Genomic DNA, 22,760 nt, shown 5'->3' on the forward strand with positions numbered 1-22,760 from the left:
GACCTGGTGAAGCCTGCCTCCTAGGCCGCAACACGCAAGGGCGGAAGGGCAGTTGGCGAGGCGATCGGGATGTCGTACATCCACGAATAATGCAAGCGCCATCCCTCCCGTGCAACAGCCATGTCGGTCGGCTGTCGGCCATGTCGGTCTCGCGTCGGCGGATTGTCGGTGCGCGCTGGAACCGTTCCGGAGCAGCCGCCGGGCGACCGTCCGGCAGGCCCGCGACACGCAAGACACACACGGAGTCGTCATGACCACGCACGTCACGATCATCGGCGCCGGACTCGGCGGACTGACCCTCGCCCGCGTCCTGCACGTCCACGGCATACCGGCCACGGTCTACGAGGCGGAAGCCTCACCGAAGGCCCGGCTGCAGGGCGGGATGCTCGACATCCACGACTACAACGGCCAACTCGCCCTGGAGGAGGCCGACTTGATGGACGAGTTCCGCGCCATCGTCCTGGCGGGCCGCCAGGCGAGCCGCATCCTCGCCCCGGACGGAACCGTCTTGCACGACCATCCCGACGACGGCACGGGCAGCCGCCCCGAGGTGCAGCGCGGCGAGCTGCGGCAGATCCTGCTCGACTCGCTCCCGGACGGCACCGTGCGGTGGGGACACAAGGTCAGCGGGGTGCGCGCGCTCGGCGAGGGCCGGCACGAGGTGGCCTTCGCGGACAGTGGCACCACCGTCACCGGTCTGCTCGTCGGCGCGGACGGCGCCTGGTCCCGCGTACGGCCGCTGCTGTCCGACGCCACCCCGGAGTATTTCGGCCGGACCTTCGTCGAGACCTATCTGTACGAGGCCGAGACCCGGCATCCCGCCGCCGCGAAGGCGGTCGGCGGCGGATCGCTGTTCGTGCTCGACAAGGACGCGAAGGGGAGGTGGATCGGGGCGCACCGGGAGAGCGGCGAGACGCTGCACGCCTATGCGACGCTGGTCAGGCCGCAGGAGTGGTTCGATCGCATCGACTTCACCGATGCCGCCGCGGCCACCGAACGGATCGCCGCGGAGTTCGACGGCTGGGCCCCCGAGCTCACCGCCCTGATCACCGACACCGACACTGCCCCGGTCCTGCGCCCCCTCAACTCACTGCCGATCGGGCACCGTTGGGACCGGGTACCGGGAGTGACTCTCGTCGGTGACGCCGCCCATCTCGCGCCGCCGGACGGTGAGGGCGCCAACCTCGCCATGCAGGACGGCGCCGAACTCGCCCTGGCCATCGCCGCGTACCCCGACGACATCGAGCAGGCGCTCACCGCGTACGAGGAGGCACTGTTCCCTCGTAGCGCCACGGCCGCCGTCGAGGCCGTGGCCATCAACGAGGCCCTGGGTCAGGACCTGCTCGCCTTCTTCGGCCAGAAAGCCTGACAAGCGAAAGCGTTCGTGGAGCGGTCGTCTCCGTGACCGCGTCCACGAACGCTTTCCCCATCCGAACTGCTACGCAAGCAGCGCCGGGATCGTCCCCTCGTGCGCCTCGCGCAGCTCCGCCAGGGACAGCGCGAACTCGCCCTGGATCTCGACCGATTCGCCGTCCACGACACCGATGCGCGTGACCGGCAGGCCGCGTGCGCCGCACATGTCGTTGAAGCGCAGCTCCTCCGAGCGTGGGACCGCGACGACCGCGCGGCCCGCCGACTCCGAGAAGAGGAAGGTGAACGCGTCCAGGCCGTCCGGGACGATCAGGCGTGCGCCCTTCTCGCCCAACAGGGCCGATTCCACTACCGCTTGGACCAGACCGCCGTCGGACAGGTCGTGCGCCGAGTCGATCATGCCGTCGCGGGAGGCGGAGATCAGGATCTCGGCCAGCAGGCGCTCGCGCTCCAGGTCGACCTTCGGGGGCAGTCCGCCGAGGTGGTCGTGGACGACCTGCGACCAGGCCGAACCGCCGAACTCCTCGCGGGTGTCGCCGAGGAGGTAGAGCAGCTGCCCGTCCTCCTGGAACGCGACCGGTGTGCGGCGCGCCACGTCGTCGATCACGCCCAACACCGCGACCACCGGGGTCGGATGGATCGCCACGTCGCCCGTCTGGTTGTAGAGCGAGACGTTGCCGCCCGTGACCGGCGTGCCCAACTGCTGGCAGGCGTCGGCCAGTCCACGGATCGCCTCCGCGAACTGCCACATGACCGCCGGGTCCTCGGGCGAACCGAAGTTCAGGCAGTCGGAGACCGCGAGGGGCTTCGCGCCGGTCGTGGCCACGTTGCGGTAGGCCTCGGACAGCGCCAACTGGGCGCCCGCGTACGGGTCGAGCTTCGCGTACCGGCCGTTGCCGTCCGTCGCGATGGCGACGCCGAGGCCGGTCTCCTCGTCGATGCGGATCATGCCCGAGTCCTCGGGCTGCGCCAGCACCGTGTTGCCCTGCACGAAGTGGTCGTACTGAGACGTGATCCACTTCTTCGACGCCTGGTTCGGGGACGACACCAGCGCCAGGACCTGGGCCTTCAGTTCCTCCGAAGTCCCGGGCCGGGCAAGCTTGTTGGCGTCGTCCGCCTGGAGCGCGTCCTGCCAGGACGGGCGGGCGTACGGGCGCTCGTAGACCGGACCGTCATGGGCCACGGTCCGCGGGTCGACGTCCACGATCTTGCCGCCGTGCCAGAAGATCTCCAGCCGGTCGCCGTCCGTCACCTCGCCGATGACCGTGGCGATGACGTCCCACTTCTCGCAGATCTCCAGGAAGCGGCCGACCTTCGACGGCTCCACGACCGCGCACATCCGCTCCTGCGACTCGCTCATGAGGATTTCCTCGGGCGAGAGGGTGGAGTCACGGAGGGGTACATCGTCCAGGGTGACCGTCATGCCGCCGGAGCCGTTGGACGCCAACTCGCTTGTGGCGCAGGAGAGTCCGGCCGCACCCAGGTCCTGGATGCCGACGACCAGCTTCTCCTTGAAGGCCTCCAGGGTGCACTCGATGAGGAGCTTCTCCTGGAAGGGGTCGCCGACCTGGACGGCCGGCCGCTTCGAAGGCTTCGCGTCGTCGAAGGTCTCGCTCGCCAGGATCGACGCGCCGCCGATGCCGTCGCCGCCCGTGCGGGCGCCGTAGAGGATGACCTTGTTGCCCGCGCCGGAGGCCTTCGCGAGGTGGATGTCCTCGTGCCGCATCACGCCGATGGCACCGGCGTTGACCAGCGGGTTGCCCTGGTAGCAGGCGTCGAAGACGACCTCGCCGCCGATGTTGGGCAGGCCCAGGCAGTTGCCGTAGCCGCCGATGCCCGCGACGACGCCCGGCAGGACGCGCTTGGTGTCGGGGTGGTCGGCCGCGCCGAAGCGCAGCGGGTCTACGACGGCGACCGGGCGGGCGCCCATCGCGATGATGTCGCGCACGATGCCGCCGACGCCCGTGGCCGCGCCCTGGTAGGGCTCGACGTAGGACGGGTGGTTGTGCGACTCCACCTTGAAGGTGACCGCGTAGCCCTGGCCGACGTCGACCACGCCCGCGTTCTCGCCGATGCCGACGAGCAGGGCGTCCGACTGGGGGGCCTTCTCGCCGAACTGGCGGAGGTGGACCTTGGAGGACTTGTACGAGCAGTGCTCGGACCACATGACCGAGTACATGGCGAGTTCGGCGCCGGTCGGACGGCGGCCGAGGATCTCGACCACGCGCTCGTACTCGTCCTTCTTCAGGCCGAGTTCGGCCCAGGGCAGCTCGACGTCGGGGGTCTCGGCCGCGTGCTCGACCGTGTCCAGAGGCGTCCGGCTCATGCGTTGACCAGCTTCTTGAGGATCGAGGTGAAGAAGGGGAGGCCGTCCGTGCGGCCGGACCCGATGAGCGGCTCGACCGCGTGCTCGGGGTGCGGCATGAGGCCCACGACGTTCCCGGCGGCGTTGGTGATGCCGGCGATGTCGCGCAGCGAGCCGTTCGGGTTCACGTCGAGGTAGCGGAAGACGACGCGGCCCTCGGCCTCCAGCTCGTCGAGCGTGTGCTCGTCGGCGACGTAGCGGCCGTCCATGTTCTTCAGCGGGATGTGGATCTCCTGGCCGGCGGTGTAGTCACCGGTCCAGGCCGTGTCCGCGCTCTCCACCCGCAGTTTCTGGTCACGGCAGATGAAGTGCAGGTGGTTGTTGCCGAGCATCGCGCCGGGGAGGAGGTGCGCCTCGGTGAGGATCTGGAAGCCGTTGCAGATACCGAGGACGGGGAGTCCCGACTTCGCCTGCTCGATGACCGTCTCCATCACCGGCGAGAAGCGGGAGATGGCACCCGCGCGCAGATAGTCGCCGTAGGAAAAACCGCCCGGGAGGACTACCGCGTCCACCTGGTGGAGGTTCTTGTCCTTGTGCCAGAGGGCGACCGGTTCGGCGCCGGCGAGGCGGATCGCGCGCTGGGTGTCCCGGTCGTCGAGGCTGCCCGGGAAAGTGACGACGCCAATACGAGCGGTCACTTCGCGGCCTCCGCGACTTCCTCCACCTTGACGGTGAAGTCCTCGATCACGGTGTTGGCGAGGAAGGATTCCGCAAGATCGTGGATGCGGGCGAGCGCGGCCTCGTCGACCGGGCCGTCAACTTCCAGTTCGAATCGCTTTCCCTGACGTACGTCGGAGATGCCTTCGAAACCCAGGCGCGGCAGCGCACGCTGGACCGCCTGGCCCTGGGGGTCGAGGATCTCCGGCTTGAGCATGACGTCGACTACGACGCGTGCCACTGGCACTCCCGGTGTTGTGGTGCTGAGCGTGTTCCTGCGGGTCTTCGACAGGTGTCTTCAGACTACCCGCACAAAATTTCTACGCGGGTAGAGTTGTAGGAATCTACGTGAGGACCGTCACGATCCGGCATCGAGTGGGGGTCTTCACGAAAAGTTCAGGGAAAGATCCCGGATCGATCCCGGTTCACTATTGCGCGGAGACACGCGGGAAGATTTAGTCGGGCTTCACATTGCATTGCCGGGCACTGTACAAATGAATTGCCAATAGCCGATACTTTGCCCATTAACAGGCGGACAGTCGACATCTCCGCACCTCCGTGGCGTCTCCGTGCGCCCTCGCGGATAGTGCGGTTTCAGGTGTCGCACGAAGGGACCGATATTCGTGGCGCAGAAGGTCGTGGTCACTCTCTTTGACGACATCGACGGCTCGGAAGCGGCGGAGACGATCGCCTTCGGACTCGACGGCAAGTCGTACGAGATCGACCTGAATCAAGCCAATGCCAAGAAACTGCGTAAGGCGCTCGCGCCGTACGTGGACGCAGGTCGCAAGCGGTCGAGGTCGGGCAAGGCCTACCGCCAGACCGAGGTCGCCCCCGACCCTGCGGCCGTCCGCGCCTGGGCACAGGCGAACAAGATGGACGTGCCGGCCCGCGGACGCATCCCCAAGAAGGTCTACGAGGCGTTCGCCGCCGCGCAGTAGGCGGCCCGCACGGTTCCCCCGACGACCGGTCACCGGGCCCTCGGGGGAACCGACTTGCGCAGCACCCCTCCTGGTCAGCTAGAGTTCGGAGCACGCCGAGGGGCGAGGCCGAAAGGCCCAGCTCACGGAGTACATGCGGGTGTAGTTCAGTAGCAGAACATCCCCCTTCCAGGGGGAAGGCGCAGTGTGCAATTCCTGTCACCCGCTCTGCATCGCCGTCCGGACCACTCTGGTGGATCGGGTAGGCTGGTGCTCGCGCCGATCGGTGAGAGCCGGTCGGAGGCAATGCGGACGTAGCTCAGTTGGTAGAGCGCAACCTTGCCAAGGTTGAGGTCGCCAGTTCGAACCTGGTCGTCCGCTCGGGAACAAGACCCCGGTCCACTGGACCGGGGTCTTTTCGTGTGCCTGTGGGCCTCGACGCCCGTCATGTGTCGGCGCCCGTCTGACATTTGTCATGCCGAGTGATGACACCGCGCACTGCTGTCGCGCCCCCGCCGCCGGGACGCTGGAGCCATGGACACCAACGAACACGAACACGTGATTGAGGTCACCGACCTACGCCGTGTGTACGGGGGCGGGTTCGAGGCTGTGCGGGGGATCACATTCTCCGTGCGGCACGGAGAGGTCTTCGCGCTGCTCGGCACCAACGGCGCCGGCAAGACCTCGACCGTCGAGGTGCTGGAGGGACTCGCGGCGCCGTCCGGCGGCCGGGTGCGCGTCCTCGGCCACGATCCCCACACCGAGCGGGCCGCCGTACGGCCGCGTACCGGCGTGATGCTTCAGGAGGGCGGCTTTCCGTCCGAGCTGACCGTCGCCGAGACCGCGCGGATGTGGGCCGGCTGCACGAGCGGGGCGCGGCCGGTGCCGGAGGCGCTCGCGCTGGTCGGTCTTGAGCGGCGGGCCGCCGTACGGGTGAAGCAGTTGTCCGGGGGTGAACGGCGGCGGCTCGATCTCGCGCTCGCGCTGCTCGGGGAGCCCGAGGTGCTGTTCCTCGACGAACCGACCACCGGACTCGACGCCGAAGGGCGCCGGGACACCTGGGAGTTGGTGCGGGCGCTGCGGGACAGCGGGACGACCGTGCTGCTGACCACGCACTACCTGGAGGAGGCCGAGGGCCTCGCCGACCGGCTGGCGATCATGAGCGAGGGGCGGATCGCGGTCACGGGGACACCGGACGAGGTGACGGCGGGGCGGCCCTCGCGGATCTCCTTCGAACTGCCCGCGGGCTACTTCGTGGGGGACCTGCCGCCGCTCGGCGAACTGGGGGTCGTCGGGCACGAGGTGGCCGGGAGGGTCGTACGGCTGCGGACGCACGAGCTGCAGCGGGCGGCGACCGGGCTGCTGGTGTGGGCCGAGCGGGCGCGGATCGAACTGCGGCGGCTGGAGATGCGGTCGGCCTCGCTGGAGGAGGCGTTCCTGGGGATCGCGCGGGAGCAGGAGGTGGCCGTATGAACGCCGTGGCGACCACTCCGGCGGGGCGGATGCGGGCGCTGGGGCGGGCCGAGCTGAGCCTGCTCGGGCGGAACCGGAACGCGGTGGTCACGGCGCTGTTCGTGCCGCTGGTGCTGCCGTTCAGTGTGCGGCCCGCGGTCGACCAGATGGATCTGAAGGGGGAGGGACTGTCGGTCGGCTCGGTGATGCTGACCGCCGCGATCGGCTTCTCGCTGCTCTTCGCCGTGTACTCGTCGCTGGTGAGCGCGTTCGTCGCGCGGCGGGAGGAACTCGTCCTCAAGCGGCTGCGCACCGGGGAACTCGGCGACTCCGAGATCCTCGCCGGCACGGCGCTCCCGGCCGTGTGTCTCGGGTTCGTGCAGTCCCTGCTGCTGACCGTGGCCTGTGTACTGCTGCTGGACGCCGGAGCCCCCGCGATGCCCCAACTCGTCGTCCTGGGGCTACTGTTCGGCCTCGTCCTGAGCGCCGCGCTGGCCGCTCTCACGGCGAGTGTGACCAGGACGGCGGAGAGCGCGCAGGTGACCGCGCTGCCGGTCGTGCTGGTGTCCACGATGGGATCCGGGATCATCGTCCCGCTCCAGCTAGTGTCCGACCGGGTCGCGGACGTCTGCCAATTCCTCCCCCTCTCCCCCGCGATCCGGCTGATCGGCGGCGGCTGGAACGGCGACCTGTCCGGCTCCGAGGCCCTAGGCGCCGTCCTGACCGCGCTGGCCTGGACCCTCCTCGCGGTGTTTGCTGTACGGCGGTGGTTCCGCTGGGAACCGCGGCGCTGAGGTACGGAGAGCACCGGATCATGGGGACACCTGGAGGCTTCGCCGACGAAGGCGGCACGCGCGGCTCCGGCGGCTGGTGGGGGCGGAAGACCACGCCCGGGAAGGTCGAGGCGTACACCCGGCTCTCCTTCCACTTCTTCGCCCTGATCGAGGTCGCCGCGATCGGGCTGCCCCTGTTCTCGCAGGTCGGGACGGATGCCGCGAGCTGGATGGCGGTGCTGGTGGCCGTGCACGCGCTGCTCTGTTCCGCGACCGCCTCCCGGGCGCTCGACTGGACGCGCGGCCGGCGGCCACAGCCCGTACGGCTGCTGTGGTTCCTCGGGGCGGTGACCGCGCTGATCGCCGTCGTCGCGGTCGTCCTGGGCGAGCGGGGTCCCGACGACGACCAGGCGCAGGCCGCCGCGACCACGCTCCTGGTGGGTGTGCTGAGTTTCGGCACCGGCACGCTGACGCTCGGGGTCCGCGGCCTGCGGCAGGTCCTCGCGGTGGTGGCGGGTGTGGTCGTCGGAACGCTGGTCCTCCAGCTCCCGCTGGGGACGGCCGCCCCGGCCGCGCTCGTCACCGCGCTCATCGTCCTCTTCGCCGGCGGTGGACTCGCCTTCACGGCCGCGTTCTCCGTCTGGCTCCTCGACGCCGTCTACGAACTCGACGAGGCCCGCGAGACCCGGGCCCGGCTCGCCGTCGCCGAGGAACGGCTGCGGTTCGGGCGCGACCTGCACGACGTGATGGGCCGCAACCTGTCGGTGATCGCGCTGAAGAGCGAACTCGCCGTACAGCTCGCCCGGCGCGGCCGGGCCGAGGCCGTGGACCAGATGATCGAGGTGCAGCGGATCGCCCGCGAGTCGCAACGGGAGGTACGGGATGTCGTACGGGGCTACCGCGAGACCGCGCTCGACGTCGAACTGGCCGGAGCACAGGGCGTGTTGAGCGCCGCGGGCATCCAGTGCGAGGTGACCGGCGAGGCGGCCGGACTACCGACCGAGGTGCAGTCGGCACTCGGCTGGGTGGTCCGCGAGGCAACGACCAACGTCCTGCGGCACGGCAACGCGGGGCACTGCGCGGTCGCGGTCCGGGTGGCGGAGGGGAGTGTGGTGCTGACCGTGGAGAACGACGGGGCGAAGGTGGTCGACGGAGGTGTCGGGGGTATCGGGGGCAGGGGCGGGGGGACCGATTCCGGCGAGGGTGGGGGTATCGGTTCCGGCGGCGGTGGGGCGGGGCTCGTGGGGCTGCGGGAGAGGCTGAGCGCGGTGGGCGGGGAGCTGGAGGCGGGGGCTGTGGACGGCGACTGTTTCCGGGTGAGGGCGACGGTGCCGTTGCCGGCGGTGGCGGGGGGAGTCGCGTCGTGACCGGGGTTGCCGGGCGGCCGACGGTGCCCACAACTGGGGGCGAGGTCCGTGAACGGCGACCGGCGCCGGGCGGTGGCGACGGTGCCGCTGCCCGCGGCGGCGGGGGGAGTCGCGTCGTCACCAGGGTCGCCGGGCGGCCGACGGTGCCCGCGCGCGGAGCCTTGGCCGTCCCGCTGCCCGCCGCCACCCCAGTCACCGGAGTCGTGTCATGACCGCCGACGTCGTACGGCTGCTGCTTGCCGATGATGAGCATCTGATTCGGGGGGCGCTGGCCGCGTTGCTCGGGCTTGAGGATGATCTGTTGGTGGTCGCGGAGGCGGCTACCGGGCCCGAGGCGCTGGCCATGGCGCGGGCGCATCGGCCCGATGTGGCCGTACTGGATCTGCAGATGCCGGGGGCCGACGGTGTGAAGGTCGCCACATCGCTGCGGGCCGAACTGCCCGACTGCCAGGTGTTGATCGTGACCGGGCACGGTCGGCCGGGGCATCTGAAGCGGGCGCTCGCGGCCGGTGTGCGGGGGTTCGTCCCGAAGACGGTGAGTGCGCAGCGGCTCGCGGAGATCATTCGCACGGTGCATGCCGGACAGCGGTACGTCGACCCGGAGTTGGCCGCCGACGCCATCTCCGCCGGGGACTCGCCGCTGACCGCGCGCGAGGCCGAGGTCCTGGAACTGGCCGCCGACGGGGCGCCGGTCGCCGAGATCGCCGAACGGGCCGCGCTGTCCCAGGGGACCGTACGGAACTATCTCTCCTCCGCCGCCTCGAAACTCGGGGCCGAGAACCGTCATACGGCAGTGCGTCTCGCACGCGAGCGAGGTTGGGTATAGTTGCTCTCGCGCCACGGCGCAGCGCGGACGTAGCTCAGTTGGTAGAGCGCAACCTTGCCAAGGTTGAGGTCGCCAGTTCGAACCTGGTCGTCCGCTCCAAGTAAGAACCCCGGTCCGGGTGGACCGGGGTTCTTGCGTATCCGCTGCCCGCCAGGGCCTAGCTCCAGCTCTGGCCGGTCAGGCGCTCGTACGCCTCGATGTACTTCCCGCGGGTCGCGTCCACGACCTGCTGGGGCAGCGGCGGCGGAGGCTGCTCGCTCTTGCGGTCCCAGCCCGACTCCGGCCCGGTCAGCCAGTCGCGCACGAACTGCTTGTCGTACGACGGCTGCGCGCGCCCCGGCTCCCACTCCTCGGCCGGCCAGAAACGGGAGGAGTCCGGGGTGAGCACCTCGTCGGCGGCGATCAGCGTCTCACCCTCGAAGCCGAACTCGAACTTGGTGTCCGCGAGGATGATGCCCCGCTCCCGCGCGATGTCCCGGGCCCGGCCGTAGACGGCGAGCGTCGCCTGCCGCAGCTGCGCGGCGGTGTCGGCGCCGACCTGCCGGGCGACCTCCTCGTACGACACGTTCTCGTCGTGCTCTCCTACGGCGGCCTTGGTGGCCGGGGTGAAGATCGGGGCGGGGAGTTCGCTGCCGTCGACCAGGCCCTCGGGGAGGGCGAGGCCGCAGACCGTGCGGGAGGCGTTGTACTCCAGCAGGCCGGAGCCGGTGAGGTAGCCGCGGGCCACACACTCGACCGGGACCATCCGGAGGGACTTGCAGATGAGGGTGCGGCCCGCCCAGTCGGCGGGGGCGCCGGGCGGGAGTTCGGTGCCGAGGACGTGGTTGGGGATCAGGTCGGCGAGCTGGTCGAACCACCAGAGGGAGAGCTGGGTGAGGACGCGGCCCTTGTCCGGGATCTCGGTGGGCAGCACCCAGTCGAACGCGGACATGCGGTCGCTGGCGACCATCACGAGCTCGCCCGCCTCGTTCTGGTACAGCTCGCGCACCTTGCCGGTGTGGAGGTGCGTCAGGCCCGGGACCTGGAGCGGCTCGGGCTTTTCTACGAATCCGGACACGGTTCCTCCAGTGGGTCTCTCCAACTGGCTCGATTGTCCCGTATGGGCGCCCGGCGTCCGGCCACGGGGTCAGTCGTGCTTGTACGTCTGGTCAGTCGTGCTTGCAGATGCGGTCCAGGAGGTTGGCGGTGGCGCGCTGGACGCGGGCGTCGACGTGGCCGGGGCGGTCCAGGGCCGGTGACCAGGCGAAGGTGCCGGAGGCGAAGACGAGGGAGCCGGACGGCGCGCGGTACAGGGAGGTCTCCTGGTGGCGGAGGGCACCGTCGTTGTCCGTGTACGGGGAGTGGGCGAGCAGGATGCGCTCGTCGTGCGGGGGGAGCTGGGTGCGCGGGAAGTACCGGTCGGCCTCGCCCGCGACCAGGCCGTCGATGCCCTCGCCCTCGGCGGTTCCGGTCGCCTCCCACAGCCAGTGGTCGGCGTTGCGCACGATCAGGGGGTGCGGCTCGGGGACCCGGCCCGCGTACTGGATGCCCACCAACTGCTGCTCGGGGCGGTCTACTTCGCGCCACAGCACCGGGCGGCCCGGGCCCCGGCGCTTGCGGCAGGTGAGCAGCCGGTCGGGGACACCGGACGGGGAGGGGGCCAACTCCACCTGCCAGTACATGGTGTTGGCGGAGAGGAAGACGAGGGACGTGCCGTGCTCGCGGGCCAGTTCGACGGTACGGCGCATGGGGGTCGACCAGTACTCGTCGTGGCCCGGGAAGACCAATCCCCGGTAACGGCTGGGGTCGACATGGCCCGCGTGCAGATCGCGGTGGTCGGCGTAGGCGAGGTCGTAGCCGTAGCGCTCGGCCCAGCGGATGAAGTCGTAGGCGTGGCCCACGTGCAGGGGCAGGCCCGCGCCCGCGTACGGGCGGTCGAAGGAGACGGTCGTCGCGGCCTCGGACTCGCCGAGCAGCCGGCCGTCGGCGTCCCAGGCGTGGTAGAGGCTCGCGCCGGTGTGGCCGTCCTCCGGGTAGAGGTTGTACGCCTGCCAGGTGATGTCGGGCAGGAGGAGGAGCAGGTCGGCGGGGTGGTTGTCGCGGACCGTGAAGGGGATGTGGGAGCGGTAGCCGTCGGCGGTGGTGAGGACGGCCACGTAGGCGCCGATGCTCCAGTAGCTCGGGATCTGCAGCCGCCAGGACAGCCACCAGTGGTGGCAGGAGACCGTGCGGTCGGCGGTGAGCGGCGGGGGCTGGACGATGCCCGAGAGGCGGGGGCTGGTGGTGATCTTGGCGGCGCCGTCACCGCCGTAGTGGCCGATGCGGTAGATGTCGACGCCGAACTCCTGGGGCGGGTCGACCGTGACGTGGAAGTCGAGGGCCTCGCCGGGGGCGACCGCGCTCGCGTTGGTGAACCCCTTGATCTGGCGGCGCACGTCGTCGGCTGAGCGCGGGCCGCCGCCGGACGCGGAGGCGCGCGGGGCGGGGACCTTGGGGGTGTTCCCGCCGGGGGTGCCCCTGCCGGGGGCGTGCGCCGGGGTCTGGGCGGGGGCCGGGTCCACGTACCAGGGGACGACATGGCCGGTGTCGTCGAAGTAGGTCTCGCTGCCGCGGAGCCAGGGGACGGGGCCCTGTCCAAAGGGGTCCGTCACGGCGTGCGCCAGCGCTCCCGACTCCCAGCGGCGGATCTGCTCCGACCCCATGTCGCTCCCCTCCCTCGTGCTCCCGTGGTCGTTCTTCGCCCAACTGTCGTATGCCGCAAGCCTTTGCCACACACCGGACGGCGTACGGGATCGGCCCCAGCACATCACATTAAGCACTCACTCTGTCACTGGTCGTTGCGAATTGACCAAAAGTGGAGCCCGTAGTTCCGATACGGGTGAGGGGTGGCGGGGCGCGACCTCAGACGAGGCGTACCGGCTTCTCCGGGCGTATGCCCAGGTCGATCAGCCAGGCCCGCAGCGGGCCCGGGTCGCCGTCCTCCACGAGGCTGAGGACCCTCGGGGCGAGGTCGACCGCTCGCGAGCCGTTGACGAGCAGGGTGGGGCCGTCGAGCCAGTCGAGGCCGGGAGTCGCGCCGGCCGTGTCCATCGCGGCGCAGCACACCATCGCCGTGACGTGATCGGCGAGCAACTCCCGTCCCGTGCGCGGCGGTTGGAGCGGGAAGAGAGGCAGCGAGCCGTCGTCCCAGAGCGCGGAGTCGGGCCCCTGCCCGGGCGGCGCCGAACCGGTCGCCGGAGTCGCCGCCTCCTCCCGCGCCAACTCCGCGGTGAGCCCGGCGGCCAGCGCCGCGCTGTGCGGCGAGCAGCCTTCGCCCAGCTCCTCGTCGTCGTCCGCGGCCATGGCCTTGTAGGGCTCGGGGGGATGGGGGGACTGGGGGGACTGGGGGGACTGGGGGGACTGGGGGGCGGTCTCCGGTTCCGTGGGTGGATGCGGATTGGTGACGGTCGGGCCGGTCGCGCAGCGCTCGTCGTCCGTGGCCGACTCCGTGTACCGGCCGGAGGCGTCCGCCGCCGGGTCCGCCGCCGGGTCCGTGAGGTGGTCCACCACTCGGGCCAGGGTCGGGGCGCCGTGGTGCGGGGCGACGGGGTCGGGGGAACGGCGGACGCCGAGCGTGTCCAGGACGCGGTGCAGGCGGGCCGCGTCGGTGCGCCAGGTGCGGTCGACGACCTCCTCCGGGTACTCCTGCCAGTCCACCGGCGCCCAGTCGGGACCGGCCTCGGCCGGGCCGCCGTGGAAGAGGCGGGCGGCCAGCAGCGAAGTCGCCTCGTCGATCGTGCCGGGCTCTTCGAGCAGGTCACAGGCGGGGCGCTCGCCGAGCCGGGAGGCGAAGCCCTCGGCCAGACGGTCCCGGCGGGACAGCTCCGTGAGCGCCGCCACGACGCCCGCGTCCAGCCGGGACGGCCAGCGGCCCATCCGCCACGCGGGCAGCGCGACCCGGGTCAGCAGCCGGTCCCAGCCCGCGTACGCCAGCCCCACCTGCTCCTGGGCGACGATCCGCAGTCCGTAATCCACAGCCTGTGCACGCTCGGCGGCAGCGGCGGCCACGCCCCGCTCCATCTCGGCCGCGTGCCCCCGGCAACTGCGCAGCAGCAGCCGGGCCACCCAGCCGACACCGGCGAGCACCGAGCGGAACACCGGACCTCGCGGTGCCGAGGCCACGGCCACCGCCGCGTCCAGGCCCCGTACGAAACGGCGGGCGGCGGCTATGTCCGGGTGCGCCGAAGGCCCCGTACCCGCGACGACCGGGGCCAGCACCGCGCGCAGCTCACCGACCCGCATCCACCACAGGAACGGGGAGCCGATGACAAGCACGGGCGCGGCGGCCGTACGACGGGAACGCGCCGGGGTGAGGCCGCGTACGCCCGTGATCTCGTCGCGGTCCTCCTGTGGGAGCGGGCCGTGGGCCGGGTGGGTGCGGTCCTCCAGCCAGCTGTCGCAGTCCGGGGTGAGCGCTATCGCGGACGGCGCGGGGACGTCCAGGCGGTCGGCCAGGTCGCGCACCATGCGGTACAGATCGGGGGCCGACTCCTCGGCGATCGCGACCGTAGGACTCACGGCCGGGCGGGAGCGGGCGACGACCAGCGCGATCGCGCCGGCCGCGAGCAGCACGAGGACGGCGGCCACGCCCATGATCCAGCGGGCCAGGTCCCAGCCCCGGCCCAGGAGATGGCCGGAGGAACCGCCCGCGAGCAGGATCACGGCGACGGCGGCGGGCAACAGGGCGACGGCCAGCGCACGGCTGCGGATGCGCAGCACGGCCAAGGCCCGGGAACGCGCCGCCTGCGCGCCCGCCTCCACACCCATACCGGTCACGACCGGACCTCACCCCCTCCGTGCTGTCCCGCTCTGCTGGCGTTGCTCACTCCCCCACTGTGGCACCCGCCACTGACATCGCAATGCCGGTGGGCCAAGTGCCGGAACGCTTGCGCCGCACCATAGTTGGGGCCCCGGCCCCCGTCAGCCGGATGGGGCATCGGTCACTCGATGGAATGGCTCTGGGGAAAGGTGGCCGACAGAGGGCAAGGGTGAGGGCAAGGTTCAGGCCCCGAACCCTGAGACGGGATCGGGGCCTGTGGGGTTCATCGGCGCGCGGGAGCGCCTGGGCTTACCCGCCCACCGCCGCCTTCGCCGCGATGTCCGTGCGGTGCTGGGAGCCGTCGAGGCGGACGCGGGCCACGGCCGCGTACGCGCGTTCGCGGGCCTGCGTGAGATCCGTGCCGGTCGCCGTGACGGACAGCACCCGGCCGCCCGCGCTGACGACGTCGTCGCCGTCGCGCCGGGTCCCGGCGTGCAGCACGTACGCGTGCGGGGCGTCCTGCGCGGCCACCTCGTCGAGGCCGGTGATCGGGTCGCCGGTGCGCGGGGTGTCGGGGTAGTTGTGCGAGGCGATGACGACGGTGACCGCCGCGTCCTCGCTCCAGCGCAGGGGGGCCAGGTCTTCGAGCGTGCCGTTCGCCGCGGCGAGCAGGACACCGGCCAGCGGGGTCTTCAGGCGGGCCAGGACCACCTGGGTCTCCGGATCGCCGAAGCGGGCGTTGAACTCGATGACCCGGACGCCACGCGTGGTGATCGCGAGGCCTGCGTAGAGAAGGCCGGAGAAGGGGGTGCCGCGGTGGCGCAGCTCGTCGACGGTCGGCTGGAGGACGGACTGCAGCACCTCCTCGACCAGCTTCGGGTCGGCCCACGGCAGCGGGGAGTAGGCGCCCATGCCGCCGGTGTTCGGGCCCTCGTCGCCGTCGAGCGCGCGCTTGAAGTCCTGCGCGGGCTGCAGCGGGACGACGGTCACTCCGTCGGTGATCGCGAAGAGCGACACCTCGGGCCCGTCGAGGAACTCCTCGATGACGACGCGCTCGCAGGCGGCCGCGTGCGCCTTCGCCGCGTCGAGATCGTCGGTCACGACGACGCCCTTGCCAGCGGCCAGTCCGTCGTCCTTCACGACGTACGGCGCACCGAAGGCGTCGAGGGCCTCCGCGACCTCTTCCGGGGTCGTACAGACGTAGGAGCGGGAGGTCGGGACACCGGCCGCCGCCATCACTTCCTTCGCGAAGGCCTTGGAGCCCTCCAGCTGCGCGGCCTCCCCGGAGGGGCCGAAGACCGGGATGCCGACCTCGCGCACGGCGTCGGCGACCCCGGCGACAAGGGGTGCCTCCGGACCGACCACGACCAGCTCGGCACCGAGCTCCGTGGCCAGCGCGGCCACGGCGGCGCCGTCGAGGGCGTCGACCGGGTGCAGCTCGGCGACCTCGGCGATGCCGGCGTTGCCGGGGGCGCAGTGCAGCGCGGTGACGTCGGGGTCGAGGGACAGAGAACGGCACAGGGCGTGTTCGCGGGCGCCGGTACCGATGACAAGGACGTTCACGGGGTCAGCCTAGGACACGGGGAGGGCGGGGCGGTCCGGGGCGGGGTCGGGGCGGGGTCGGGGCGGCCGTAAGGGCCCCTCGCGCTCCCTATCGCTCCCTACTCGTTCGTGAACTCCTCCATCACCGTCGCTCCCAGCTCCCGCACGATCAGTTCATGGCCGGAGAGGGCCGACTCGTCGAGGTCTGGGTCGTCGTCCTCGGGGGTGTCGTCCTCCGCGGAGACGGTGTGGTGGACGGGGGGTGGGGAGGGGGCGGCAGGGGGCTGGGGCTGGGTGGGTGCCTGTGCCGAGGGCGAGTTGGTGGTGTTCGTGGGCGCGGAGGTGGGGGTGGGCTGGGGGGACGCCGGGCCGGAGGCGGGCGTGGCGGGGGCGGGGGTGCCGTAGCCGCCGGAGCCACCGGGTGCACTGCCGTAGCCACCCGGCGCGCCACCGCCGCCACCACCACCGCCGTAGGAACCGCCCGGCTGCGGGGGCGGGGTGCCGCCGCCCGACGGGTCGACGACCGCCTCGATCTTCCACTGGACGTTGAACTGCTCGGCCAGCGCCTGCTTCAGTACGTCCTCGCTGCCGCTGCTGTTGAAGTTGTCCCGCGCCCCGGCGTTGACGAAGCCGATCTGGAGGGTCGTGCCGTCGAAGCCGGTGACCTGCGCGTTCTGGCTGAGCAGGATCCAGGTGAAACGGCGGCGGTTCTTCACCACTTCCAGGATGTTCGGCCAGAGCATGCGGGGGTCGAGGCCGCCGGCCGGGGGTTGAACGGGGGCCGCGGCATGGGTGGCCTGGGGTGCGGAGGCCGGTACGGCGGCGGGGGCGGAGGAGGGGGCATGGGTGGGTGCGGGTGCGCTGTGGGCGGACGGGGGTTGTCCGCCGCCCGCCGGGGTTGCCGTGGGCCAGCCGCCCGGGCGGCGTCCGCTGCCTGCGGCGGTGGCGGTGGGCCAGGCACCGGGGGCGGGGGCTTGTGCTTGGGGTTGTTGCTGCGGGGTGGGCTGGGAGTAAGCGGCGGGTGCGGGTGCGGGGGCCTGCTCCGGCGGCGCTACGGGGGCGGGGGCGGGGGCGGCCGGCGTCGTCGTACCGGCGAAGGGGGCGCCGGGGGCGGGGGGTTGGCCGCCAGTGCCGGTGCCGGTGCCTGTGCCGGGCGCGCCTGGACCTCGTACGGCCGCCCGAGCCGCGGCGGCACCGCCCCCGTGGACCTGAGCCGGAGCGGGGGCGGGAGCCTGGGGGTAGGCCTGGGCCGGGGGATGCGACGGAGTCTGAACGTGTGGTGCGTCGGGTCCGGGGACGTATCCCATGGCGGGCGCTCCCCCGCCGCCCGCGAAGTTGACGCCGCGTTCGAGCCGGTCGAGGCGGGCCATGACCGACTGCTCGTCGCCGTACGCGGCGGGGAGCATCACGCGGGCACAGATGAGTTCCAGCTGGAGGCGGGGGGCGGTGGCGCCGCGCATCTCGGTCAGGCCGGTGTTGACGAGGTCGGCGGCGCGGCTGAGTTCGGCCGCGCCGAAGGTGCCGGCCTGCGCCTGCATACGTTCCAGGACGTCGGCCGGGGCGTCGATGAGGCCCTTTTCGAGAGCGTCGGGCACGGCGGCGAGGATCACGAGGTCGCGCAGGCGTTCCAGCAGGTCGGCGACGAAACGGCGGGGGTCGTTGCCCCCCTCCATGACGTGGTCGACGACCTCGAAGGCGGCGGCGCCGTCACCGGTGGCGAAGGCTTCGACCACGGAGTCGAGAAGCGAGGCGTCCGTGTAGCCGAGGAGGGAGGTCGCCATGGCGTAGGTCACACCGTCGGTGCTCGCCCCCGCGAGCAGCTGGTCCATCACGGACATGGAGTCACGCACGGAACCGGCGCCCGCGCGCACGACGAGGGGCAGCACGCCGTCCTCGACGGGGATGTTCTCCCGCCCGCACACCTCGCCGAGGTAGTCGCGAAGCGTGCCCGGCGGCACGAGCCGGAAGGGATAGTGGTGGGTCCGCGACCGGATCGTCCCGATGACCTTCTCGGGCTCGGTGGTCGCGAAGATGAACTTGAGGTGCTCCGGGGGCTCCTCGACGACCTTGAGCAGGGCGTTGAAGCCGGCCGACGTGACCATGTGGGCCTCGTCGATGATGTAGATCTTGTACCGGCTGCTCGCGGGCCCGAAGAAGGCCTTCTCGCGCAGCTCACGGGCGTCGTCCACACCACCGTGCGAAGCGGCGTCGATCTCGATGACGTCGATCGATCCGGGCCCGTTGCGCGCGAGATCACGACAGGACAGGCACTCGCCGCAAGGCGTCGGGGTGGGCCCCTTCTCGCAGTTCAGACACCGGGCAAGAATCCGCGCACTGGTCGTCTTGCCACAGCCACGCGGCCCGCTGAACAGGTACGCGTGATTGACCCGGTTGTTCCGCAGCGCCTGCTGCAACGGGTCGGTTACATGCTCCTGCCCGATGACCTCGGCGAACGACTCCGGGCGATAACGGCGGTACAGCGCGAGAGACGACACGCGTACGAGGTTATAGGCGCCCACTGACAACGGGGGCCGACGGCGGCCCCGCCCACCGCAACCGCCCCGAACGCAAGCGCCCCCCACGCACCCGCCAGAGCCAACCTACCCTTGCTGCCTTCCGGCCCTGGGGGAGTTCAGTCAGATAGCGCCGCGTGAGGGGCTCCGCACAGGCTACAGGATCTGAGCGGGGGGAACGAGTTCGCGAGCACTCCTCAACGTCTTGTATTGTTTGCCGCGGAGGATTCGCCTAGTGGCCTAGGGCGCACGCTTGGAAAGCGTGTTGGGGGCAACCCCTCACGAGTTCGAATCTCGTATCCTCCGCCAGTGCCTCACCGGGCACGATGTCGAAGGGCCCCACCGTTCGCGGTGGGGCCCTTCGTCGTTGTCCGTCTCAGTTTCCGTCTCAGTTTGTCTCTGAGTCCGTTTTCGGGAGCTCCCAAAGGGCGTCGCCAACTTGCTGGGCGACTTTGCGAAGCATGGTCCCCGTCACGTGCATGTACCGAGCGCGCATCCGGGCCGCTCCCCCGGGCTCCCAACCCATGATCGAGTCGATCACGACGTCGGGGACGCCGAGGATAAGGAGCACGGTCGCGGCGGTGTGGCGAGCGTCGTGGAGACGGCCGTTGCGCACGCCCGCGTCCCTGAGGAGTCTCTTCCAGGTGTGGAAGTCGGTGTTGGGGCTGAGAGGCCCGCCGATCGGCGAAGCGAAGACGTATCCCTTGCCCTCCCAGTCGGTGCCGGCCGCGATGCGCTCCCGTTCCTGGGCTTCCTGGTGCTGGCGGAGAATCTTGATCAGCGGGTCTGGCAGGCCGATGGTGCGTCGGCCCGCGCGTGACTTGGTGGACTTGTGCTCGCGCCGGGTCTGCTCCCGCTTGGGGCAGTAACCAGCCTTCCGGCCACACGGGTTGGCAGCGCCGCAGCCGTGCGCGTACTTGGGGCGGAGCCGGTTCTTACGAATACGGACGTATCCCGAGGCGAGGTCGACGTCTTCCCAGTGCAGGCCGAGCGCCTCACCCTGCCGGAGGCCGAGCGCCAGGGCGACGACCCAACGTGCGCTGTTGCGGAGCTTGGCCGCTTCGACGAGCAGGCTCTGAACCTCCTCGATCGTGAACGGCTCGATGTCCTCCTCTTCGAGTCGCGGAGCCTTGGCGATCTCGGCTGCGTTGGTGGGCACGTGTCCGCGCCGTACTGCCTCACTGAGGGCGGTACGGACTGTGCGGTGCACGTGGTGGGCGGTGCCGGCCGCGCTGCCGTTGCTCTGCATCTTTTGGTAGAAGCGCTCCAGGTGCTCGGGCTCCAGCCGATCGAGCCGGTGGGCGCCGAGGCCCGGGACCAGGTGCACGCGTACGTCCACTTCGTATCCGGCGTACGTGTTCTCGGAGACGTACGGCTTGGCGATGTTCTCGACCCAGTGCTCAAGCCAGACCTGGACGGTCCAGCCCTTGCCCGGCTTCCGGAGCTTCTTGTCGTCGCGGGCCCGTTCCAACTCGCGGACCGCCTTGGTCACTTCGGCTTTCGTCTTCCGCTCGACGTGGCGGCGGTCAGGCTTGCCGTCATCGCGGACGCCGACTGTCACGCGGCCGTGCCATTTGCTGTCCTTGCCGAGGTAGATGGACGAGGCGCCGTTGGGCTGGCGAGTGCGTTTGGTCTCTGCCATGTCTCCCCCTCCTTCAGGCCGCTACGGCGGGACGGCGGCGGAGTTGGCTGACGTATGCGGGCAGCGCCTCAGCCGGAACTCGGCGTAGGCGGCCGACCGTGACCGATTCGATCTCGCCCGCGAGCACGAGCTTGAAGCAGGTCGTACGGCCGATACGGAGTCGCCGGGCCGCCTCTTCGACAGTGAGCAGGACCAAGGCCGGGTCGGCGGGCTCCAGGTCCGGGACAGCGGTGATGGCTCGCGGGTCAGCCACGGGTGGGCTCTCCTTCCGTTCCGGGGGCAGGTTCGAGGGACTCGGACAGCCAGGCTTCGGTGTCAGAGAGGCCGGTTCCGGCGAAGACCCAGTGCGCGAGTACGTACGTGGTGTTGGTGGTGGGGCCGTTGGCGGGTGCGGCTTGGGCGCGGCGCCATTCGGCTCGGGCGTTGCGGAGGGCGCCGAGGGTGGTGGAGTAGCGGCGGGATTTGGTGGAGAAGTGGCCGCGGAAGCCGAGCATGTGGGCCCACGCGCGCAGGCGGAGGTGTTCGAGGTCCTTACGGGCGCCGAGGGTCCAGGCGGTGCGGATGAGGCGGCGGGCGTGGTCGCTGATGTCGAGGTGGGCGAGTTCGGCGGCGAACTTGAGCGGGCGGTCGAGAGCTCCCGTCGCGGTTTCGGCGCCCTTGGTGGCGTACTTGGCGATGTAGGCGGCGACGGCTCGTTCGGTGAGTTCCTGGCCGTCGTTGAAGTCGGCGGATCGGATGGTGCGGACGTCGAGTTGGCGGCCGAAGGTGAAGGTGTGGGTGCGGTCGTCGATGGTCGGGCCGTCGACGCGGACCTTGGCGGTCGCGGTGCGGATGGCGTCGGTGAGCAGGTCGGCGGTGGCCCAGGGCGGGGGTGGGGTGTCGCCGCCCGTGGGGCCGTCGATGCGGATGACGGCGTGGAAGTGGACGGCTCCGCGCTTCTGGTACTCGGCGACCTTCGCGAAGGACACGCGCGCGTGTTCGCGGAATCGGCGTTGGGAGAGGCCTGCGCGCTTGGCGACTTCCCGGCGCAGGTAGGTGGAGAAGCGGCGCCAGAGGGGACCGGCGTGGGCGTTCCAGAGGACGGCGGCTTCGTAGTCGTAGGTGTCCGGGTTGAGTGGGGTGCCGAGTCGCTCGTCGTCCTGGTCGTGGTGGGTGCCGCAGCGGCAGGGGCGGCCGTCGGTGCGGCGGTTGTGGACCGGGCCGAAGCCGGGGGCGGTGAAGGTGGCGAAGACGCGGGGGTGGGTGGCGACGTGTTCGGGGGTGCCCTTGCCGCCGCGCAACCCTGCGGTGATCAGGTGGAAGGTGTCGCGGCGGTAGACCTCGGAGCAGGCCGCGCAGCGGGTCGTACGGCGGTTGTTGCAGCGGACGAGGAGTTGGCCGGCCGGGAGCGTCGACGAGTCGAGGTGGTGGAGAACGGGGCCGATCTCGCCGGTTGTGGTGTCGACGTCGTATTCGGTGCGGTGGCCGTCGAGGCGGATGGGGTGGGTGCAACCGCCGAGACCGGAGAGTTGGCGGAGGATACCCGGGAGGGTGCCTTGCGCGGCCAGGTTCGCTAGTTCGGGGAGTGGGGCCGGGGTGGGGCGGGTGAAGATGGCTTGCTCCTTCTGGCTGGCTCGGTCAGGAGAGACGGGCCCCGGGGCGGCGAAATGCTTGGTCGTGTGCCGCCGCCCCGGAGGCCAGGGGTCGTTCCGGGAGTCGTTCAGCGGCGTTGGTCGCGGAGCATCGAGCGCAGGACCACGGCGGCGATGGCTACGGAGATGGCCGTTACGGCGACGGCGGCCAGGAGCGCGGTGAGGACGACTCCGCCGACGACCAGGGCGACGACCGTGTTGCGGTCGATGGCGACCGGCGGGAGCGAGCGCCGTGCGGGCATCGGGTCGGTTGGGGTGTGGGTGTGTGCGGGCGGCGGGGTCGGGTTGTCGGGGTACTTGGGCAGGAACACGGCGAACCCTTTCTCATCTACTCGTCTAGTCATGTGAGCCGTTTACGACACCCACGCCGGAGCGCGTGCCGGACTCGATGGCGGGGGCGAGGAAGGTGTGCGAGAGCCAGAAGCCGAACAGGGCGATCAGTACGACGATCCAGGTGCGGACGCCGAGGAACTTGACCGCTCCCCAGGCGAAGAAGCCGAGGACGACGACGAGCGGCAGGCTGACGGTCACGGGGGAACTCCCTTTCAGCGGACGGGGCAGCGGTGGGTGTGGGCCGCCAACTCGGCGGCGGCGCGGCTGTCGTAGTCGTGCGAGGCACCGCAGCGCGGGGCGGTGCAGGCGGCGGTGTGCTTCTCCTGGCCCCGGTCGTCGTAGGACGTGGCGACCTGGACGGGGCCGATGCGGATGACGTTGCGGAAACGGCGGTTGGGGGACATCGTCAGCCCTCCTCTCGGCGGTTCGGGGCCGGGAATTCGGCGAGGATGCGGGCAGCTTGGGCAGGGTCCGAGGTCCGGTCGGCGGCTGCCTCGGCGAGGAGCCGGGCAAGTGCCCATCGGTTACTGCGGGCCATCTCGCGGGCCGCGTCGAGGTAATCGGCGGCGGTGTTGAAGGTGAGGGGCACGG

Annotated in this window: 21 protein-coding genes, 4 tRNA genes and 1 other RNA gene; 10 read left to right on the plus strand and 16 right to left on the minus strand. The window is 71.1% G+C overall.

The genetic code is table 11. The features are described from left to right. Window positions 1-250 precede the first annotated feature (250 nt). Window positions 251-1,369: an FAD-dependent oxidoreductase gene (locus ACIBJH_RS44530; protein ID WP_399122693.1), complete on the plus strand. Its 1,119-nt coding sequence runs from the start codon at window positions 251-253 to the stop codon at window positions 1,367-1,369. A 69-nt stretch (window positions 1,370-1,438) separates the two neighbouring features. Here ACIBJH_RS44530 and purL read toward each other — a convergent pair whose 3' ends face one another. From purL to purS, 3 genes are read right to left on the minus strand one after another with little or no spacing between them, the layout of a single operon-like run. Beyond that, complete coding sequence (gene purL / locus ACIBJH_RS44535) at window positions 1,439-3,697, minus strand: phosphoribosylformylglycinamidine synthase subunit PurL (protein WP_399122694.1); 2,259 nt, start codon at window positions 3,695-3,697, stop codon at window positions 1,439-1,441. After that, a complete protein-coding gene (gene purQ / locus ACIBJH_RS44540) occupies window positions 3,694-4,374 on the minus strand; it encodes a phosphoribosylformylglycinamidine synthase subunit PurQ (RefSeq protein WP_399122696.1) in 681 nt (226 codons plus the stop codon). Before purQ ends, purL begins: the two co-directional genes overlap by 4 nt. Next, on the minus strand, window positions 4,371-4,634 hold the full coding sequence (purS, locus tag ACIBJH_RS44545) for a phosphoribosylformylglycinamidine synthase subunit PurS (protein WP_015659417.1): 264 nt from the start codon (window positions 4,632-4,634) through the stop codon (window positions 4,371-4,373). Before purS ends, purQ begins: the two co-directional genes overlap by 4 nt. 382 nt (window positions 4,635-5,016) lie before the next feature. Between purS and ACIBJH_RS44550 the strand changes: the two genes are divergently transcribed. The 8 genes from ACIBJH_RS44550 to ACIBJH_RS44585 all read left to right on the plus strand — a co-directional run bounded on the left by ACIBJH_RS44550 (window position 5,017) and on the right by ACIBJH_RS44585 (window position 9,830). After that, window positions 5,017-5,334 (plus strand): Lsr2 family protein, encoded by a 318-nt coding sequence (locus ACIBJH_RS44550; RefSeq protein ID WP_019073805.1) that lies wholly within the window; start codon window positions 5,017-5,019, stop codon window positions 5,332-5,334. A 135-nt stretch (window positions 5,335-5,469) separates the two neighbouring features. Next, window positions 5,470-5,541, plus strand: a tRNA-Gly gene (locus ACIBJH_RS44555). 80 nt (window positions 5,542-5,621) lie between these two features. Next, a tRNA-Gly gene (locus tag ACIBJH_RS44560) sits at window positions 5,622-5,694 on the plus strand. Between the two features lie 153 nt (window positions 5,695-5,847). Further along, on the plus strand, window positions 5,848-6,786 hold the full coding sequence (locus ACIBJH_RS44565; protein ID WP_399122697.1) for an ABC transporter ATP-binding protein: 939 nt from the start codon (window positions 5,848-5,850) through the stop codon (window positions 6,784-6,786). Further along, entirely contained in the window at window positions 6,783-7,559 is a 777-nt protein-coding gene (locus ACIBJH_RS44570; protein WP_399122699.1) for an ABC transporter permease, read from the plus strand. The genes ACIBJH_RS44565 and ACIBJH_RS44570 overlap by 4 nt, the downstream gene beginning before the upstream one ends. 20 nt (window positions 7,560-7,579) lie before the next feature. Continuing rightward, window positions 7,580-8,905, plus strand: coding sequence for a sensor histidine kinase (locus ACIBJH_RS44575; RefSeq protein WP_399122700.1), 1,326 nt, complete (start codon window positions 7,580-7,582; stop codon window positions 8,903-8,905). A gap of 208 nt (window positions 8,906-9,113) precedes the next feature. Continuing rightward, window positions 9,114-9,731, plus strand: coding sequence for a response regulator transcription factor (locus ACIBJH_RS44580; protein ID WP_359610983.1), 618 nt, complete (start codon window positions 9,114-9,116; stop codon window positions 9,729-9,731). A 23-nt stretch (window positions 9,732-9,754) separates the two neighbouring features. Beyond that, a tRNA-Gly gene (locus ACIBJH_RS44585) sits at window positions 9,755-9,830 on the plus strand. 58 nt (window positions 9,831-9,888) lie between these two features. Here ACIBJH_RS44585 and ACIBJH_RS44590 read toward each other — a convergent pair. The 6 genes from ACIBJH_RS44590 to ffs form a co-directional block, all read right to left on the minus strand. Continuing rightward, window positions 9,889-10,788 (minus strand): phosphoribosylaminoimidazolesuccinocarboxamide synthase, encoded by a 900-nt coding sequence (locus tag ACIBJH_RS44590; protein ID WP_399122701.1) that lies wholly within the window; start codon window positions 10,786-10,788, stop codon window positions 9,889-9,891. 91 nt (window positions 10,789-10,879) lie between these two features. Continuing rightward, window positions 10,880-12,412 (minus strand): N,N-dimethylformamidase beta subunit family domain-containing protein, encoded by a 1,533-nt coding sequence (locus ACIBJH_RS44595; RefSeq protein ID WP_399122702.1) that lies wholly within the window; start codon window positions 12,410-12,412, stop codon window positions 10,880-10,882. A 199-nt stretch (window positions 12,413-12,611) separates the two neighbouring features. Continuing rightward, complete coding sequence (locus ACIBJH_RS44600) at window positions 12,612-14,525, minus strand: hypothetical protein (protein ID WP_399122703.1); 1,914 nt, start codon at window positions 14,523-14,525, stop codon at window positions 12,612-12,614. 292 nt (window positions 14,526-14,817) lie between these two features. Beyond that, complete coding sequence (gene purD, locus ACIBJH_RS44605; RefSeq protein WP_399122704.1) at window positions 14,818-16,071, minus strand: phosphoribosylamine--glycine ligase; 1,254 nt, start codon at window positions 16,069-16,071, stop codon at window positions 14,818-14,820. A gap of 98 nt (window positions 16,072-16,169) precedes the next feature. Next, window positions 16,170-18,545: a DNA polymerase III subunit gamma and tau gene (locus tag ACIBJH_RS44610; protein WP_399122705.1), complete on the minus strand. Its 2,376-nt coding sequence runs from the start codon at window positions 18,543-18,545 to the stop codon at window positions 16,170-16,172. 69 nt (window positions 18,546-18,614) lie between these two features. Next, window positions 18,615-18,713, minus strand: an RNA gene (gene ffs, locus ACIBJH_RS44615) — signal recognition particle sRNA small type. Window positions 18,714-18,784: 71 nt separating this feature from the next. Between ffs and ACIBJH_RS44620 the strand changes: the two genes are divergently transcribed. Continuing rightward, window positions 18,785-18,872, plus strand: a tRNA-Ser gene (locus ACIBJH_RS44620). 79 nt (window positions 18,873-18,951) lie between these two features. On the opposite strand, the gene ACIBJH_RS44625 is transcribed toward ACIBJH_RS44620, so the two are convergent. The 7 genes from ACIBJH_RS44625 to ACIBJH_RS44655 all read right to left on the minus strand — a co-directional run bounded on the left by ACIBJH_RS44625 (window position 18,952) and on the right by ACIBJH_RS44655 (window position 22,758). Beyond that, window positions 18,952-20,205 (minus strand): tyrosine-type recombinase/integrase, encoded by a 1,254-nt coding sequence (locus tag ACIBJH_RS44625; RefSeq protein ID WP_399122706.1) that lies wholly within the window; start codon window positions 20,203-20,205, stop codon window positions 18,952-18,954. A gap of 13 nt (window positions 20,206-20,218) precedes the next feature. Continuing rightward, window positions 20,219-20,458 carry an excisionase family DNA-binding protein gene (locus ACIBJH_RS44630; RefSeq protein WP_399122707.1) on the minus strand — a complete coding sequence of 80 codons (240 nt, stop codon included), beginning with the start codon at window positions 20,456-20,458 and terminating at the stop codon, window positions 20,219-20,221. After that, window positions 20,451-21,752 (minus strand): replication initiator, encoded by a 1,302-nt coding sequence (locus ACIBJH_RS44635; protein ID WP_399122735.1) that lies wholly within the window; start codon window positions 21,750-21,752, stop codon window positions 20,451-20,453. The genes ACIBJH_RS44630 and ACIBJH_RS44635 overlap by 8 nt, the downstream gene beginning before the upstream one ends. A gap of 152 nt (window positions 21,753-21,904) precedes the next feature. Further along, on the minus strand, window positions 21,905-22,147 hold the full coding sequence (locus ACIBJH_RS44640; protein WP_399122736.1) for a SpdD protein: 243 nt from the start codon (window positions 22,145-22,147) through the stop codon (window positions 21,905-21,907). 25 nt (window positions 22,148-22,172) lie between these two features. Then, window positions 22,173-22,367, minus strand: a complete 195-nt coding sequence (locus ACIBJH_RS44645) for a hypothetical protein (protein WP_019075277.1) — start codon at window positions 22,365-22,367, stop codon at window positions 22,173-22,175. 14 nt (window positions 22,368-22,381) lie between these two features. Continuing rightward, window positions 22,382-22,573 carry a mobile element transfer protein gene (locus ACIBJH_RS44650; RefSeq protein WP_399122708.1) on the minus strand — a complete coding sequence of 64 codons (192 nt, stop codon included), beginning with the start codon at window positions 22,571-22,573 and terminating at the stop codon, window positions 22,382-22,384. A gap of 2 nt (window positions 22,574-22,575) precedes the next feature. After that, the gene (locus ACIBJH_RS44655; protein ID WP_399122709.1) at window positions 22,576-22,758 is read right to left on the minus strand and encodes a hypothetical protein; all 183 of its coding nucleotides are present in this window, start codon (window positions 22,756-22,758) and stop codon (window positions 22,576-22,578) included. Between the last annotated feature and the right edge of the window lie 2 nt (window positions 22,759-22,760).

The sequence above is a fragment of the Streptomyces sp. NPDC050548 genome, from assembly GCF_044457385.1.
Lineage (GTDB): Bacteria > Actinomycetota > Actinomycetes > Streptomycetales > Streptomycetaceae > Streptomyces.